Origin of the sequence: Cellulomonas sp. Leaf395 (assembly GCF_001424125.1) — a bacterium.
Lineage (GTDB): Bacteria > Actinomycetota > Actinomycetes > Actinomycetales > Cellulomonadaceae > Cellulomonas.
On record NZ_LMQI01000001.1, the window covers coordinates 454,355 to 469,052 of the forward strand.

General features: G+C 71.8%; 16 protein-coding genes. 14 read left to right on the top strand and 2 right to left on the bottom strand.

Going from position 1 to position 14,698, the window contains the following annotated elements; genetic code table 11:
- Positions 1-38 precede the first annotated feature (38 nt).
- The 4 genes from ASG23_RS02155 to ASG23_RS02170 all read left to right on the top strand — a co-directional run bounded on the left by ASG23_RS02155 (position 39) and on the right by ASG23_RS02170 (position 4,263).
- Positions 39-1,064: a lactonase family protein gene (locus ASG23_RS02155; protein ID WP_056019384.1), complete on the top strand. Its 1,026-nt coding sequence runs from the start codon at positions 39-41 to the stop codon at positions 1,062-1,064.
- A gap of 217 nt (positions 1,065-1,281) precedes the next feature.
- Positions 1,282-2,049, top strand: a complete 768-nt coding sequence (locus ASG23_RS02160) for an Ig-like domain-containing protein (RefSeq protein ID WP_157465479.1) — start codon at positions 1,282-1,284, stop codon at positions 2,047-2,049.
- 79 nt (positions 2,050-2,128) lie between these two features.
- A complete protein-coding gene (locus ASG23_RS02165; RefSeq protein WP_056019390.1) occupies positions 2,129-3,469 on the top strand; it encodes a glycosyltransferase in 1,341 nt (446 codons plus the stop codon).
- Positions 3,470-3,522: 53 nt separating this feature from the next.
- Positions 3,523-4,263 carry a phosphoglyceromutase gene (locus ASG23_RS02170; RefSeq protein WP_056019393.1) on the top strand — a complete coding sequence of 247 codons (741 nt, stop codon included), beginning with the start codon at positions 3,523-3,525 and terminating at the stop codon, positions 4,261-4,263.
- 76 nt (positions 4,264-4,339) lie between these two features.
- Here ASG23_RS02170 and phoU read toward each other — a convergent pair whose 3' ends face one another.
- The gene (gene phoU, locus ASG23_RS02175) at positions 4,340-5,005 is read right to left on the bottom strand and encodes a phosphate signaling complex protein PhoU (protein ID WP_056019397.1); all 666 of its coding nucleotides are present in this window, start codon (positions 5,003-5,005) and stop codon (positions 4,340-4,342) included.
- Between the two features lie 363 nt (positions 5,006-5,368).
- On the opposite strand from phoU, the gene ASG23_RS02180 reads away from it, so the two are divergent.
- From ASG23_RS02180 to pstB, 8 genes are all read left to right on the top strand, one after another.
- The gene (locus tag ASG23_RS02180) at positions 5,369-5,770 is read left to right on the top strand and encodes a DUF7144 family membrane protein (RefSeq protein WP_056019400.1); all 402 of its coding nucleotides are present in this window, start codon (positions 5,369-5,371) and stop codon (positions 5,768-5,770) included.
- 40 nt (positions 5,771-5,810) lie between these two features.
- Positions 5,811-6,293, top strand: a complete 483-nt coding sequence (locus ASG23_RS02185) for a DUF1269 domain-containing protein (RefSeq protein ID WP_056020678.1) — start codon at positions 5,811-5,813, stop codon at positions 6,291-6,293.
- 133 nt (positions 6,294-6,426) lie between these two features.
- The gene (locus ASG23_RS02190) at positions 6,427-7,638 is read left to right on the top strand and encodes a sensor histidine kinase (RefSeq protein ID WP_056019403.1); all 1,212 of its coding nucleotides are present in this window, start codon (positions 6,427-6,429) and stop codon (positions 7,636-7,638) included.
- Positions 7,635-8,360 carry a response regulator transcription factor gene (locus tag ASG23_RS02195; protein ID WP_056019406.1) on the top strand — a complete coding sequence of 242 codons (726 nt, stop codon included), beginning with the start codon at positions 7,635-7,637 and terminating at the stop codon, positions 8,358-8,360. The genes ASG23_RS02190 and ASG23_RS02195 overlap by 4 nt, the downstream gene beginning before the upstream one ends.
- 209 nt (positions 8,361-8,569) lie before the next feature.
- The gene (gene pstS, locus ASG23_RS02200) at positions 8,570-9,679 is read left to right on the top strand and encodes a phosphate ABC transporter substrate-binding protein PstS (RefSeq protein WP_056019410.1); all 1,110 of its coding nucleotides are present in this window, start codon (positions 8,570-8,572) and stop codon (positions 9,677-9,679) included.
- Positions 9,680-9,803: 124 nt separating this feature from the next.
- Entirely contained in the window at positions 9,804-10,826 is a 1,023-nt protein-coding gene (gene pstC, locus ASG23_RS02205) for a phosphate ABC transporter permease subunit PstC (RefSeq protein ID WP_056019413.1), read from the top strand.
- A complete protein-coding gene (gene pstA / locus ASG23_RS02210; protein WP_056019416.1) occupies positions 10,826-11,776 on the top strand; it encodes a phosphate ABC transporter permease PstA in 951 nt (316 codons plus the stop codon). Before pstC ends, pstA begins: the two co-directional genes overlap by 1 nt.
- 11 nt (positions 11,777-11,787) lie before the next feature.
- Positions 11,788-12,567 (top strand): phosphate ABC transporter ATP-binding protein PstB, encoded by a 780-nt coding sequence (gene pstB, locus ASG23_RS02215; protein ID WP_056019419.1) that lies wholly within the window; start codon positions 11,788-11,790, stop codon positions 12,565-12,567.
- 59 nt (positions 12,568-12,626) lie between these two features.
- Here the strand turns inward: pstB and ASG23_RS02220 are convergent, their stop codons facing one another.
- Complete coding sequence (locus ASG23_RS02220; RefSeq protein ID WP_056019421.1) at positions 12,627-13,136, bottom strand: hypothetical protein; 510 nt, start codon at positions 13,134-13,136, stop codon at positions 12,627-12,629.
- 249 nt (positions 13,137-13,385) lie between these two features.
- Between ASG23_RS02220 and ASG23_RS02225 the strand changes: the two genes are divergently transcribed.
- Together ASG23_RS02225 and ispD are read left to right on the top strand one after the other, a co-directional pair.
- Positions 13,386-13,868: a CarD family transcriptional regulator gene (locus tag ASG23_RS02225; RefSeq protein WP_055916922.1), complete on the top strand. Its 483-nt coding sequence runs from the start codon at positions 13,386-13,388 to the stop codon at positions 13,866-13,868.
- A 13-nt stretch (positions 13,869-13,881) separates the two neighbouring features.
- Entirely contained in the window at positions 13,882-14,643 is a 762-nt protein-coding gene (gene ispD / locus ASG23_RS02230; RefSeq protein WP_056019424.1) for a 2-C-methyl-D-erythritol 4-phosphate cytidylyltransferase, read from the top strand.
- The last annotated feature ends 55 nt before the right edge of the window (positions 14,644-14,698 follow it).

The following is a 14,698-nucleotide window of genomic DNA, read 5'->3' on the forward strand; positions in this document are numbered from 1 at the left end:
CGGGCGAGCGGACGGGTGTCGCCGTAGGCTCCGGGACCGTGAGCGCACAGCAGACACTTTTGTGGATCGGTACCTATCCCGTCGCCGGCGCGGGGACGCCCGTCGGTCAGGGGGAGGGGATCTGGCGGGTCGACCTCGATCCCGCGACCGGTGCGCTGAGCAACGCGCGCCAGGCCGTCGAGACGCCGTCGCCGAGCTTCCTCGCCCTGCGCGGCACCGTCCTGTACGCGGTGAACGAGCAGACGGACGGCACGGTCAGCGCGTTCGACGTGGTCGGCGACACGCTCGTGCACCGGGCGACGGTCCCGTCGGGTGGCGCCGACCCTTGCCACCTGGTGCTGGACGCCCATGGCGACGCGCTGCTCGTCGCCAACTACACGTCGGGCACGCTTGGCGTCCTGCCCCTCGACGCGGACGGCGGTTTCGCGACGCTCGGCCCGGCCCAGGTGCTCGGGCACGTGGGGTCGGGTCCCGACGAGGACCGGCAGGAGTCGCCGCACGCGCACTTCGTCACCCTCGACCCGAGCGGCGCGTTCGTGCTGGTGGTGGACCTGGGCACCGACGAGATCCGCCGCTACCGCCGCGAGGAGGGTCGGCTGGTCGAGGACGGCGTCGCTGCAGTTCTCCCTGCGGGGAAGGGGCCGCGGCACCTGACGTTCAGCGCCGACGGCCGGTTCGCCTACGTGGTCGGCGAGCTCGACGTCACGGTCCGGGTGCTGGCATGGCGTGGGGGCGTCGGGACGCTGGTGCAGACGGTGCCGGCGACGACCGTTCCCGCGGCGGAGCGCCGGCTGCCGTCGCACGTCGTCCGGGACGGCGACCGGCTGCTGGTCGGGGTGCGGGCGTCGGACGTGCTCGCGCGGTTCGCCATCCGCGCCGACGGCCTGCTCGAGCCGGTCGCCGACGACGCGCTGCCGGGTGCATGGCCGCGGCACCTCGAGGTGGTCGACCGGTGGACTGTCGTCGCGGAGCAGGTGTCCGGTGGTCTGGCTGTCCTCGCCGCCGACGGAACGGTGGTCAGCACGCTCGAGCTTCCGTCGCCCACCTGTGTGCTGCCCGCCTGACGGCCCGGGAGGGACCGGTCCGTGCGGGAGACTCAGCGACGGGCTGAGCCGCGTGCTGCCCCCGCCGGACGGCCTCGAACGGCGACTGATCGCCCTGAAGCTCATTGTGTGATTCGCTGACGAACAGTCGCAGGCGTCGACGAGGCAACGTGGCCTGGTAGGAGCCCGCGTCCAGTGGCTGCGCACTGGGGCCCGGCCACGTCACCAGGGAGTGACCGTGCGCCGAGCCGATCGCAGGAACGCCGTTCCCGCCGGCCTCGCCGCCCTGGCTCTCGTCGTCCCGCTGACCCTCGTGGGGATCGCCGGGCTCACGGAGACCACGCGCGACGGCACCCACGACGCCGGCAACGCGAGCGACGTAGGACCCCTGCTGGCCGATGTCGTCGGCGACTCGATGGCGCCGCCCGTCGCGTCGACCACCCTTCTGTCGCTCTCGTCGTCCATCGCGGTCCTCGGCAGCCCGGTGACCGCCAGGGTCCAGGTGACGGGCGGGTCGCCGACCGGGTCGGTCCAGGTGCTCGTCGACGGCACGCCGGTGGCCACCGTGCCGCTCGCCGCGGACGGCACGGCGACGGTCCGCCTCCCGGCGGACGTCGCCACCGGTCGGTTCACGGTCACCGCCGTCTACGGGGGCGCCCCGACGGCCGCCCCGCCGGTCCTCGGCTCGACGTCTGCAGCGGCGTCGCTGACGGTGACGAGGGCGGTGCCGACGGTCCGCACCGACGGCACCGACTGGACGGTGCGCCGCGGCGACCCCAAGGACGTCCAGGTGCGGGTCGCGGGCGTCGAGGGGGTCACCCCCACCGGCACGGTCGACGTCTGGGTCAACGGCGTCCGGAAGGCGACGGCCGCCCTGGACCCCCGCGGCGCGGCGGTCGTGACGTTGCCGAAGGGCACGAGGGCATCCCTGGTCATCGTCACCTTTGCGGGCGACCCCACCTACCTGCCGTGGATCGCCACACCCCGCCTGCTCGTCGTGCGCTGACCCCCCACCGGCCGCGACGCGCCTGCGGCTGCTCCGTGCGGGAGAATGGGGGCAGACCCGTCCGCGAACAGGAGCACCCGTGACCCTCGAGCACGCCCCGCGTATCGCCATGCTCTCGGTGCACACGTCCCCTCTGGACCAGCCCGGGACCGGCGACGCGGGCGGCATGAACGTGTACGTGCTCGAGCTGGCGCGCGCCCTGGCGGCCCGCGGCGCGCGCGTCGAGATCTTCACGCGCGCGACGTCGTCGGACCAGCCGGAGACGGTGCTGCTGCCCGGTGCGGACGCGCTCGGGCGTCCCATCGTCGGGGACGCCGCCCGCACGGTCCTGCTGGCCGACCAGGTCGGCCCCGGCGTGACGCCGCCGATCCTCGTGCACCACGTGCCCGCCGGCCCGTTCGAGCGGCTCGACAAGAACGACCTGCCGGGCGTCCTGTGCGGCATGGCCGCAGGCGTGCTCCGCTGGGAGGCGGCGCGCCGGCCCGGCTGGTACGACGTCGTGCACTCCCACTACTGGCTGTCCGGCCAGGTCGGCCAGATCGCGGCCGACCGGTGGGAGGTGCCGCTGGTGCACACCGCCCACACGCTGGCGCGCGTGAAGAACGCGTCCCTGGCCCCCGGCGACACGGCCGAGCCCACCCAGCGCGTGGTCGGCGAGGAGCAGCTGGTGCAGGAGGCCGACGCGCTGGTGGCCAGCACCCCGGTCGAGGCCGAGGAGCTGGTCGAGCTCTACGGCGCGGACCCCGCCCGCGTGCACGTCGTCGAGCCCGGTGTGGACCTGGACCGCTTCGTGCCGGGCGACCGTCTGGAGGCGCGGCGGTCGCTGGGCCTGCCGACCGACCGCCAGATCGTGCTCTTCGCCGGCCGCGTCCAGGCGTTGAAGGCCCCGGACGTGCTGGTCAGCGCGCTGGGCGTGCTGCGGGCCACCGGCCGGCCGGTCCCGCTCCTCGTGGTGCTCGGCGGCCCGTCGGGACGGTCCAGCGCCGTCAAGGAGCTCCAGGCGCTCGCGGCCCTGAGCGGCGTCCCCGACGACGTCGTCGTGCACCCGCCGGCGGACCGCGAGACCCTCGCGCGTTGGTACCACGCGGCCGATGTGGTCGCGATGCCGTCGCGCAGCGAGTCGTTCGGCCTCGTCGCCGCCGAGGCCCAGGCCAGCGGTGTCCCGGTGGTCGCGGCGTGCGTCGGAGGGCTGCGCACGATCGTCGACCACGACGTGTCGGGCCGGCTGGTCCGGGGGCACGACCCCGAGGTGTGGGCCGACGTCCTCGCCGACGTGCTGGCCTCGTCCGAGGACCGTGCACGGTACGCGGTGGGTGCGCGGCAGGTGGCCGAGCGGTTCGGCTGGGAGACCACGGCGGACCAGATGCTCAAGGTGTACTCGGTGGCCGGCGAGGAGCGGGCGTCGCGCGTGCGGTCGTGACCGTGGGTCGGACGTCCCGGGACGTCTGCAGACCACTGCGGCAGGATGGACCCATGACCTACACCCTCGTGCTGCTCCGCCACGGCGAGAGCGAGTGGAACGCCAAGAACCTGTTCACCGGCTGGGTGGACGTGCCCCTCTCGGAGAAGGGCACCGCGGAGGCCGTCCGCGGCGGGACGCTGCTGACGGACGCGGGCGTGCTGCCCGACGTCGTGCACACGTCGCTGCTGCGCCGGGCCATCACGACCGCCAACCTCGCGCTCGACGCCGCCGACCGGCACTGGATCCCCGTCAAGCGCTCCTGGCGCCTGAACGAGCGCCACTACGGCGCGCTGCAGGGCAAGGACAAGAAGCAGACGCTCGAGGAGTACGGCGAGGAGCAGTTCATGCTCTGGCGCCGCTCCTACGACTTCCCGCCGCCGGACATCGAGCTGGGCTCGGAGTTCTCGCAGGACACGGACCCGCGGTACGCCGGCGAGCCGATCCCGCGCGCGGAGGCCCTGTCGAACGTGCTCGAGCGTGCGCTGCCCTACTGGGAGTCGGACATCATCCCCGACCTGCAGTCCGGCAAGACCGTCCTGGTCGCGGCGCACGGCAACTCGATCCGCGCCCTGGTCAAGCACCTCGACGACGTCGACAGCAGCACCATCGCCGGCATCAACATCCCCACCGGCATCCCGCTGCTGTACACGCTCGACGAGGAGACGCTGAAGCCCACCAACCCGGGCGGCACGTACCTCGACCCGGAGGCCGCCGCGGAGGCCATCAAGGCGGTAGCGAACCAGGGCCGCTGACCCGCAACAGACCACGACGTCCGCACTCCTGAGGTGGGAAACCTCAGGAGTGCGGACGTTGCTGTGTGGAGAGGCGTCAGCCGGCGGTGCGGTCCAGCTCCTGGCGGGCCGCGCCCGTCACCAGGTACGTCACGCGGCGCGCGACCGAGACGCCGTGGTCGCCGAACCGCTCGTAGTAGCGGCCGAGCAGCGTGACGTCGATGGTCTCCTGCGTGGAACCGGCCCAGGACCCGCCCAGCAGGGCCGCGAACGTGTCCTCGTGCAGCTCGTCGAGAAGGTCGTCGTCCTGCTCGATGCTCTCGGCCAGCTGGATCTCGCGGCTGTTCAGCAGCGTGGTGGTGCGTCGGGCGACGCGGACGGCGGCGTCGTGCATCTCGGCGAACGTGCCGGACAGGGCCTGCGGCACGGCGTGCCGGGGGTACCGGCCGCGGGCCACCTGGGCGACGTGCCGGGCCAGGTCGCCCATGCGCTCCAGGGTCGCGCTCATCCGCAGGGCCGACACGACGATCCGCAGGTCCGTGGCGACGGGCTGCTGCTGCGCGAGCAGCAGGACGCAGCGCTCGTCGAGGTCGCGCTCGATGGCGTCGATGGCCAGGTCGTCGGCGATCACGGACTCCGCGAGCGCGAGGTCCGCGGTGAGCAGCGCGATGCCGGCGTTGGTGATGGCGTGCTCGACCCGGCCGCTCATCGCCGCCAGGTCCTCGCCCAGCTGCTGCAGCTCGGCGTCGAAGATGTCCCGCATGTGCTCCCTCTCGTGCCGCGACGGCAGGTGCCGCGCGCCTCGTCAGGCTGCCATCGACAGGTGAACGGACGGGCGCGTGCAGGTGAACGGACGACGGCCGTTGAGGTGGGACCGGCTCGCAAGGGCGGTCCGTGGCGGATTCGTCCCCTGCCGGGCCGCGCGAAGCCCTAACCTGCGAGGAGATCGTCTCCAGCACAGGGGGTCGTCCATGGGTGAGTCGGTGCCGACCGCCGTGAGCGTGCGTCGAGCGCGGCCCCGAGCCGCACGACATAGTGTCGTCTCGGTCCTGCTGCTGGTCATCGGGCCACGATGACCGACGATGGCATCGCAGGGATCTGACAACCCATCAAGAGGAGTTGCACGATGGCACAGAGGGTGACCGCCTGGGTCGGCTGGGTGTGGTTCGCGGCGTTCGCGATCATGGTCCAGGGACTGTTCAACATCATCTCCGGGGCGGTGGCGGCGTTCTCACCGAAGACGGTCGTCTCGTGGTCACCGAACGGGATCGCGGTCGTGGACGTCTCGACGTGGGGCTGGGTGCAGATGGCGCTCGGTGTCCTGCTGCTCTTCGTCGGGTTCGCGCTGTTCGCCGGCCGGGGCTGGGCGCGGGTCTTCGCGGTCGTGCTGGTGATCGTCAACCTGCTCGCGCAGTTCGTGTCGCTGCCCATCACCCCGTGGTGGTCGCTGACCGCCATCGTCCTGGACTTCTTCATCCTGTGGGCTTTGACCGTCCACGGTGACGAGGTCGCCCGGGCCAACCGCTGAGCTCAGTTCGACAGATCGACCGACAGGAAGGGCAGTGACGATGACGACATTCACGGCATGGAAGTTCGAGACCGCCGACGGCGCGCAGAAGGCGGTCGCGGCGCTGAAGGGTGCGGCGAGCGACGGTCTGGTCAAGATCGACGACCACGCGGTCATCAGCTGGCCGGTCGGCGCCGCGAAGCCCGAGATGCACCACTCGCACGACGACAAGGTGCGCGGTACCGGCTGGGGCGCGTTCTGGGGTCTGCTGTTCGGCAGCCTCTTCTTCGTGCCTCTCCTCGGTGCGGCCGTGGGTGCGGCCGCCGGGGCGATCGCGAAGGCCGTCTCGGCGGTCGGCATCACCGAGTCAGACCTGGACAACATCCGCGGGCAGATCACGGAGGGGACGTCGCTCCTGTGCGCCGTGACCGAGGGCGCCGACATGGACCGCCTGGGCGAGCGGATGCACGGTCTGCACAGCACGCTCGTCGCCACCAACCTGACGGACGCCGAGAAGTCGCTGCTGAAGGAGACGTTCGGCTGAGACCGGTCGGGTACCCGGGGCCCGCTCGCACGAGCGGCCCCGGGTGAACGGTCGGTGAACGCTCGACGGCGGCGTGGCGCGCAGGGGCCACATCGGCGCGGCGCACCGTTCGGCGCGTCCTAGGGTGAGTCCCGTGGACGGGATCGACGGGCTCATGCTCCTCCTCGCCGGCGGCCTCGGGCTGCTGGTGGGCGTCTGGGCGACCCTGGCGTTCCGATGGAGCGAGCGGTCGCAGCGCGGTGCGCCGGAGCCGCCGCGGCCCGCGCTCGACGACGGCCTGGTGCGCACGCTCGCGGTGCTCCGCTCGGCCGCAGTGGTGCTCGACGAGTCCGACCAGGTGGTGCGGGCGAGCGCGCCGGCCCACGCCCTCGGCATCGTGCGCGACGGTCGCATCGCGCCGGCGGCGATCCGTGACCTGATCGCGCTGGTGCGGCGCGACGGGGTGATCCGCGACGAGGTGCTCGAGGTGCCGCGCGGTCCCGTGGGCCCGGGTGTGCTGATGGTCCAGGTGCGGGTCGCGCACGTCAGCGCGGACCACCTCGTCGTGCTGGCGGAGGACCTGACCCAGGCGCGACGTCTCGAGGCGATCCGGCGCGACTTCGTGGTCAACGTGTCGCACGAGCTCAAGACCCCGGTGGGTGCGCTCGCGCTGCTCGCCGAGACGGTGCAAGACGCCGCCGACGACCCGGAGGCCGTCCGCCGGTTCGCCGGTCGGATGCAGGCGGAGGCCACGCGTTTGTCGGCTCTGGTGCACGAGATCATCGAGCTGTCCCGGCTCCAGGTGGCCGGGGCGCTCGGCCAGGTCGGGCTGGTCGACGTCGACAGGGTCCTCGTCGAGGCCGTCGACCGCGCCCGCACGACCGCCGAGGCCAAGCACGTCCGGCTCGACATCGGCGGGGTGCGTGGCACCCACGTGCTCGGCCAGCACGACCTGCTGGTCACCGCCGTGCGCAACCTGCTGGACAACGCCGTCGCGTACTCCGGCGAGGCGTCGCACGTCGGCGTGGGCGTACGCACCGACGGCGAGCTGGTGGAGATCKCGGTGGTCGACGAGGGGATCGGCATCACCGCGGCCGAGCAGGAGCGCGTGTTCGAACGCTTCTACCGTGTGGACCCCGCACGCTCACGCGACACCGGCGGCACAGGTCTGGGCCTGTCCATCGTCAAGCACGTCGCGGCGGACCATGGTGGCGAGGTCACCGTCTGGTCGCAGCCGGGCCGCGGGTCGACCTTCACGCTGCGCCTGCCGCGCGCGGAGGGTGACACGGCCTCGACCGTGACCGGGCTGCCAGGGCTGCACCTCACGGCCACCGAAGGAGCGCACGTGCGCCGGAGCGCGTCATGACCCGGATCCTGCTCGTCGAGGACGAGGAGTCCTACCGGGACCCGCTGACGTACCAGCTGGAGCGCGAGGGCTTCGACGTGGTCGCGGCCGCGACCGGCCCGGAGGCGCTCACGAAGTTCGACGAGCACGGCGCCGACCTGGTGCTCCTGGACCTCATGCTCCCGGGGCTGTCCGGCACCGAGGTGTGCCGCCGCCTGCGCCTGGTCAGTGACGTCCCCGTCATCATGCTCACCGCCAAGGACGACGAGATCGACAAGGTGGTCGGCCTCGAGCTGGGCGCCGACGACTACGTCACCAAGCCGTACTCGTCGCGCGAGCTGCTTGCACGCGTCCGCGCGGTGCTGCGCCGTCGGGGGTCGGTCGTGGTCGGGCTCGGGGCTCCCGTGCCGTTGGACCTGCAGGACGACGACGAGCTGCTGGTCGCCGGACCCGTGCGGCTGGACGTCGAGCGGCACACCGTCCGGGTCCGTGACGAGCTGGTCGCCTTCCCGCTCAAGGAGTTCGAGCTGCTCGAGCTCCTGCTCCGCAACGCGGGCCGGGTGCTGACGCGCGGCCAGCTGATCGACCGCATCTGGGGCTCGGACTACGTCGGCGACACCAAGACGCTCGACGTCCACGTCAAGCGGGTCCGCGCCAAGATCGAGACCGACCCCGCCAACCCCAGCCTCCTGCTGACGGTCCGGGGTCTGGGCTACAAGCTCACCGACGACGGCGAGCAGTAGACCTCGTCGACGGTGCCCCGCCCGCCCCCCCGGCGCGCGGGGCACTGTGCTGTCCGGCGCGCTCACCTGCCACGACGGTGGCCGTCCGACTCGTCGGCCACCGTTCACCTGGGGTTCACCGGATGCCGTCCACCCGGTCACGTCCACTTCCTACGGTCAGCATCGCCGCGCACGCATCGGTGCGCACCTGATCGACAGGACGGAACACAGTGAAGCTCTCCCTCCACGGCCGGATCGGCGCGATCGCCCTCACCGGCGCCGTCGCCCTCTCCCTCGCGGCCTGCGGATCGGACGACCCCACCGGGTCCGGCGAGGTCGCAGCCGCCCCCGACGCGGCCACGCTCAGCGGTGACCTGAACGGCGCCGGCGCCACGTCGCAGGAGAAGGCGATGGACGCCTGGCGTGCCGGCTTCCAGAGCGCCAACCCGGACGTCAACGTCAACTACGACCCCGTCGGCTCCGGCGGCGGTCGCACCCAGTTCCTCGACGGCTCGGTCCAGTTCGCCGGCACCGACTCGGCGCTGACGAGCGAGGAGCTCGAGCAGGCCAAGGGCGTCTGCACCACCGGCGCCATCGACATCCCGGTCTACATCAGCCCGATCGCGGTCGTCTTCAACCTCGAGGGCATCACCGAGCTCAACCTCTCGGCGGCCACGGTCGCGGGGATCTTCGACGGCAAGATCACCACGTGGGACGCGCCCGAGATCGCGGCGGAGAACCCCGACGCCACGCTCCCGGCGACCGCGATCACGCCCGTGCACCGCTCGGACGAGTCGGGCACGACGAAGAACTTCACGGACTACCTGGAGAAGGCTTCCGGCGGCGTGTGGGCGTACGAGGCCGACGGCAACTGGCCCATCGAGGGAGGCGAGTCGGCCCAGGGCACGTCCGGCGTCATCCAGACGGTCCAGGGTGGCGACGGCACCATCACGTACGCGGACAACTCGGCGGTCGGCACGCTCGGCGTGGCGAGCATCAAGGTCGGCGAGGAGTGGGTCGCCCCGTCGGAGGAGGGTGCCGCGGCCGCGGTGGACGCCTCCCCGCGGGACGAGGAGCGCGCTGACGGCGACATCGTCGTCAAGATCGACCGTGAGACGACGGAGGCCGGCGCCTATCCGCTGATCCTCGTGTCCTACTCGGTCGCGTGCCTCGAGTACGCCACTGCCGAGCAGGCCGACCTGGTCAAGGGCTTCCTCACCTACGTGGTGAGCGCCGAGGGCCAGTCCGCGTCCGAAGAGGCTGCGGGTTCCGCGCCGCTCTCCGACGCGCTCCGCACCGACGTCCAGGCAGCGATCGACTCGATCACCGCAGCGGCCTGACGTCCCACCCGGTGGGGGTCGAGAAACCGCCCCCACCACCCCCGCCGGTGGCGGGCCCGCCCCCGGGGGGGAGGACGGGTCCGCCGCCGGCGGCGCACCACCCACCACGAGCAGCAGGAGAGAAGTGACCAGCACCCAGAGCCCGCCGACGCAGGACGGCGTGCGACCGGCCGAGGATGCCGCGCCTCCTCGCCCCGGTCGCCGCCGTCGCACGCGTGCGGCCGACAAGGGCGCCAGCCGGCTGTTCCGGTGGACCGCGACCGGCGCCGGCGCGCTCATCCTCGTCGTGCTCGTCGCGGTCGCCGCCTTCCTGGTGCTGCGCGCGTGGCCCGCGCTGACCACGCCGGCGGCCGAGCTCACCGAGGAGGTCTCGTGGATGGGCGAGGCGACCTCGCTCCTCGACTTCGTGGGCCCGCTGATCTTCGGCACGGTCCTCGCCGCGGCCCTCGCGCTGGTCATCGCGACGCCGATCGCGCTGGGGATCGCCCTGTTCACCTCGCACTACGCGCCGCGCCGGCTCGCCTCGGGCCTCGGCTACCTCGTCGACCTGCTCGCGGCGATCCCGTCGGTGGTCTACGGCCTGTGGGGCGGCCTGGTGCTCGCGCCGATGGTCAAGCCGATCTGGGCGTGGCTCAACGAGTACCTCGGCTTCATCCCGTTCTTCGCGGGGACGGTCTCGCCCACCGCCCGCGTGCTCATGACCGTGGGCCTGGTCCTCGCGGTGATGATCCTGCCGATCATCACGGCCGTGAGCCGCGAGGTGTTCCTTCAGACCCCTCGCCTGCACGAGGAGGCGGCGCTCGCTCTGGGGGCCACGCGCTGGGAGATGATCCGGGTCGCGGTCCTGCCGTTCGCCCGCTCCGGCATCGTGTCCGCCTCGATGCTCGGCCTCGGTCGCGCCCTAGGCGAGACGATGGCGGTCCTGATGATCCTGTCGCCCGGGTTCCTCTACTCGTTCCAGCTGCTCGAGGCCGGCCAGCAGCAGACGATCGCGGCCAACATCGCCGCGCAGTTCCCCGAGGCCAACCCGCTGGGCGTCTCCGCGCTGATCGCCACGGGCCTCGCGCTGTTCGTCATCACGCTCGTCGTCAACATGGCCGCCCGCGCGATCGTCGCGCGCCGCAAGGACTTCTCGGGAGCCAACTGATGACCGCCACCACGCTCCCGGAGGGCAACGCCGAGCTGCGTGCGCTCCTGCGCCAGGTCGACAAGGGCCGGCACCGCAAGGACCGCCTGATGAAGGGGCTGATCTACGGCGCCTTCGTGCTCGCGATGCTGCCGCTGATCTCGGTCTCCTGGACCGTGCTCGTGAACGGCATCGAGCGCTTCAACGCCTACTTCCTCACGCACTCGATGCGCGGGGTGTACGGCGGCATGGACGCGGGCGGCATCTACCACGCGATCATCGGCACGCTCGAGATCACACTGTTCGCGACGCTCATCTCGGTCCCGATCGGCCTGCTCACCGCCATCTACCTGGTGGAGTACGGCCGCGGCTCGCTCGCCCGCTCGGTGACGTTCTTCGTCGACGTGATGACAGGGATCCCGTCGATCGTCGCCGGCCTGTTCGCCTATGCGCTGTTCGCCGTGGTCCTCGGGCCGGGCGTCCGCATGGGCGTCGTCGGCTCCGTCGCGCTCAGCGTGCTGATGATCCCGGTCGTCGTGCGCTCGTGCGAGGAGATGCTGCGGCTGGTGCCCAACGAGCTGCGCGAGGCCGCCCTCGCGCTGGGCGTGCCCCGCTGGCTCGTGGTCATCAAGGTCGTCCTGCGCACCTCGATCGCCGGGATCGGTACCGGGATCACGCTCGCGATCGCCCGCATCATCGGCGAGACCGCGCCGCTGCTCATCACGGTCGGCGTCATCGACTCGATCAACTTCAACCTCTTCGAGGGCCGGATGATGACGCTCCCGGTCTACGTCTACCGGCAGTACTCGCAGGGCCTCGTGCCCTGCACGCCCGGCGACCTCGAGTGCATCCCGACCATCAACTACGACCGGGCCTGGGCCGCGGCGCTGACGCTGATCATCATCGTCATGCTGCTCAACCTCATCGGCCGCCTGATCACCCGCTTCTTCGCCCCCAAGAACCTCGGCTGAAAGACAGACCCATGGCACAGCGCATCGACGTCAAGGACCTGAACATCTTCTACGGCGACTTCCGGGCCGTGGCCGACGTGGGGATGGCGGTCGAGCCCCGCTCGGTGACCGCGTTCATCGGCCCGTCGGGCTGCGGGAAGTCGACCTTCCTGCGGACGCTGAACCGCATGCACGAGGTCATCCCGGGTGCCTACGTGCAGGGCAGCGTCGCGATGGACGGCGTCGACCTGTACGGGTCCGACATCGACCCGGTTGCCGTGCGCCGGCAGGTCGGCATGGTGTTCCAGCGCCCCAACCCGTTCCCGACGATGTCGATCGCGGAGAACGTGCTGGCCGGCATCAAGCTGAACAACAAGCGCATCTCCAAGGGAGACGCCCAGGACGTCGTCGAGGCCTCGCTGCGCGGAGCCAACCTCTGGAACGAGGTCAAGGACCGGCTCAACCGGCCGGGCTCGGGGCTCTCGGGCGGCCAGCAGCAGCGTCTGTGCATCGCCCGCGCCATCGCGGTCAAGCCGCAGGTGCTCCTCATGGACGAGCCGTGCTCGGCGCTGGACCCCATCTCGACGCTCGCGATCGAGGACCTCATCGCCGAGCTCAAGGCCGACTACACGATCGTCATCGTCACGCACAACATGCAGCAGGCCGCTCGCGTCTCCGACCGGACCGCGTTCTTCAACCTGGCCGCCACGGGCGAGCCGGGCCGGCTGGTGGAGATCGACGACACGGCGACGATCTTCTCCTCGCCGCGCGTGCAGGCCACGGAGGACTACATCTCGGGGCGCTTCGGCTGATCCCGCCCACGAAGAAGGGGGCCGTCCGATCCGGACGGCCCCCTTTCGGTGCGTCGTGGTCAGTCCTCGGTGGGGGCGGTGGGCACCTGCGAGGCGTACTCGGGCAGGGTGCCGTCGAGCACGGGCACCTCGACGTCGATCGAGCCGTCCTCGGGCGTCGAGATTGTCACCGCCACCAGGCCCCCCGGCGGGGCGTCGACGGCGGGGAACGTCACCTCGGCGTAGCCCTCCTCACCGGCGTCGCTCACCCCGAGGAGCACCGTCTCCTTCGGGCCCAGCTCGACGGTCGTCTCCTCGTCGCCGATCGCGAGGGTGACCGAGCGGTCCTCGCGGCCGTCGTTGATGAGCGCGCCCTGGAGCGTCCCGGGGTCGCCCTGCGCCGCGACGAGCACGTGGAGGTTGCTGCCTCGCACGTTGCCGAGCGAGAAGGTGACCCCGTCGGACGCGGAGTACTGGTCCTGGGTGGTGATCGGGTTGGTGGCGGAGCAGCCGGCGAGCGTGAGCCCGGCGACGGCGGCCCCGACGACGAGGGCGGCGGCCCGGAGAGTGCGGGGGCGGGGCGAGGTCACGGTGACTCCTCGGGACGTCGGGCGCTGCGGGCGGGGCTGGGCTGGTGGACGGAGCATCTCCGCCGGGCCACAGCCTAGCCGCCGCGCACGCCTGCACCGGGCTGCAGGACGCGTGACCGGCTCGGGCCGACCCTCGTCGCGGGCGGGGTCACGGACCTGCCTGTGACCTGCGCAGATGGCGATATCCACGCGGCAAAAGGCGAAAAACGCCGTGATAAGATACCCCTCTGCGAAAGGGGACACCTGCAGATGACTTTCACTGTTGGGGAGACCGTTGTCTACCCGCACCACGGTGCGGCATTGATCGAAGAGATCAAGACCAGGACCATCCGCGGAGAGGACAAGCTCTACCTCAAGCTCAAGGTCGCTCAGGGAGATCTCACCATTGAGGTCCCGGCTGAGAATGTGGACCTGGTGGGCGTACGTGACGTCGTCGGTCAGGAAGGTCTCGACAAGGTGTTCGAGGTCCTGAGGGCGCCGTACACCGAAGAGCCCACCAACTGGTCGCGTCGCTACAAGGCGAACCTCGAGAAGCTCGCGTCGGGCGACGTCATCAAGGTGGCGGAGGTCGTGCGCGACCTGTCGCGCCGGGACGCCGACCGCGGCCTGTCGGCGGGCGAGAAGCGCATGCTCGCCAAGGCCCGCCAGATCCTCGTCTCGGAGCTCGCACTCGCCGAGCACACCGAAGAGGAGAAGGCCGAAGCGATCCTCGACGAGGTCCTCGCGTCCTGACGTCACCAGCACGGTGAGCGTCGCTGCAGTCCTGACTGCCGCCGGGAGCGGCAGCAGGCTCGGTCATTCCCTCCCGAAGGCACTGGTGCCTCTGGGAGGACAGTCGCTCGTCGCACACGCTGCCCGGAACCTGCTGGCAGCGCGTGCGGCGGGCGACGATCGCGTCCGGGTGCTGGTGGTCACCGCACCCGCGTTCCATCTCGACGCCATCGCACGCGAGCTCGACGGCCTCGACGGCCCCGACGGCCCCGACGGCGAGATCGTCCTGCTGGTCGTCGCCGGAGGTGCCACCCGGCAGGCCTCGGTGGCTGCCGGTCTCGCGGCGCTGGCCGCGGACCCGCGGGCCTCCGACGTCGACGTGGTCCTGGTGCACGACGCGGCCCGCCCGCTCGCGCCACCGTCGCTGGTCGCCCGCGTCATCGAGGCGGTGCGTGACGGGCACCCCGCGGTGGTCCCCGGTCTGCCGGTGACGGACACCATCAAGCGCGTCGCCCCGCACCGCGGCGTCACCGTCGAGCCGGTGCTCGAGACCGTCCCGCGCGGCGAGCTGCGCGCCGTCCAGACACCGCAGGGGTTTGCCCTGGAGCTCCTCCTGCGGGCGCACACCCACGGCGCCGACGACGCGCACGACGAGGCGCTGGCCGCGTCGGACGATGCGGGCCTGGTCGAGCGGCTCGGCGAGACCGTGTGGGTGGTCGCCGGCGACGAGCGGGCCGCCAAGATCACGACCGCGCGGGACCTCGCGGTCGCCGCCCTGCCGACGGAGGACGAGTGAGCACCCTGCCCCGCACGGGGATCGGCGTCGACGTGCACGCCTACGACGCGAACCC

What these genes read in the sequence shown, in the direction of transcription:
- ASG23_RS02170 (WP_056019393.1), top strand. Translation starts at nt 3,523, where the DNA reads ATGACCTACACCCTCGTGCTGCTCCGCCACGGCGAGAGCGAGTGGAAC.
- phoU (WP_056019397.1), bottom strand. Translation starts at nt 5,005, where the DNA reads ATGCGGGACATCTTCGACGCCGAGCTGCAGCAGCTGGGCGAGGACCTG.
- ASG23_RS02180 (WP_056019400.1), top strand. Translation starts at nt 5,369, where the DNA reads ATGGCACAGAGGGTGACCGCCTGGGTCGGCTGGGTGTGGTTCGCGGCG.
- ASG23_RS02185 (WP_056020678.1), top strand. Translation starts at nt 5,811, where the DNA reads ATGACGACATTCACGGCATGGAAGTTCGAGACCGCCGACGGCGCGCAG.
- ASG23_RS02195 (WP_056019406.1), top strand. Translation starts at nt 7,635, where the DNA reads ATGACCCGGATCCTGCTCGTCGAGGACGAGGAGTCCTACCGGGACCCG.
- pstA (WP_056019416.1), top strand. Translation starts at nt 10,826, where the DNA reads ATGACCGCCACCACGCTCCCGGAGGGCAACGCCGAGCTGCGTGCGCTC.
- pstB (WP_056019419.1), top strand. Translation starts at nt 11,788, where the DNA reads ATGGCACAGCGCATCGACGTCAAGGACCTGAACATCTTCTACGGCGAC.
- ASG23_RS02225 (WP_055916922.1), top strand. Translation starts at nt 13,386, where the DNA reads ATGACTTTCACTGTTGGGGAGACCGTTGTCTACCCGCACCACGGTGCG.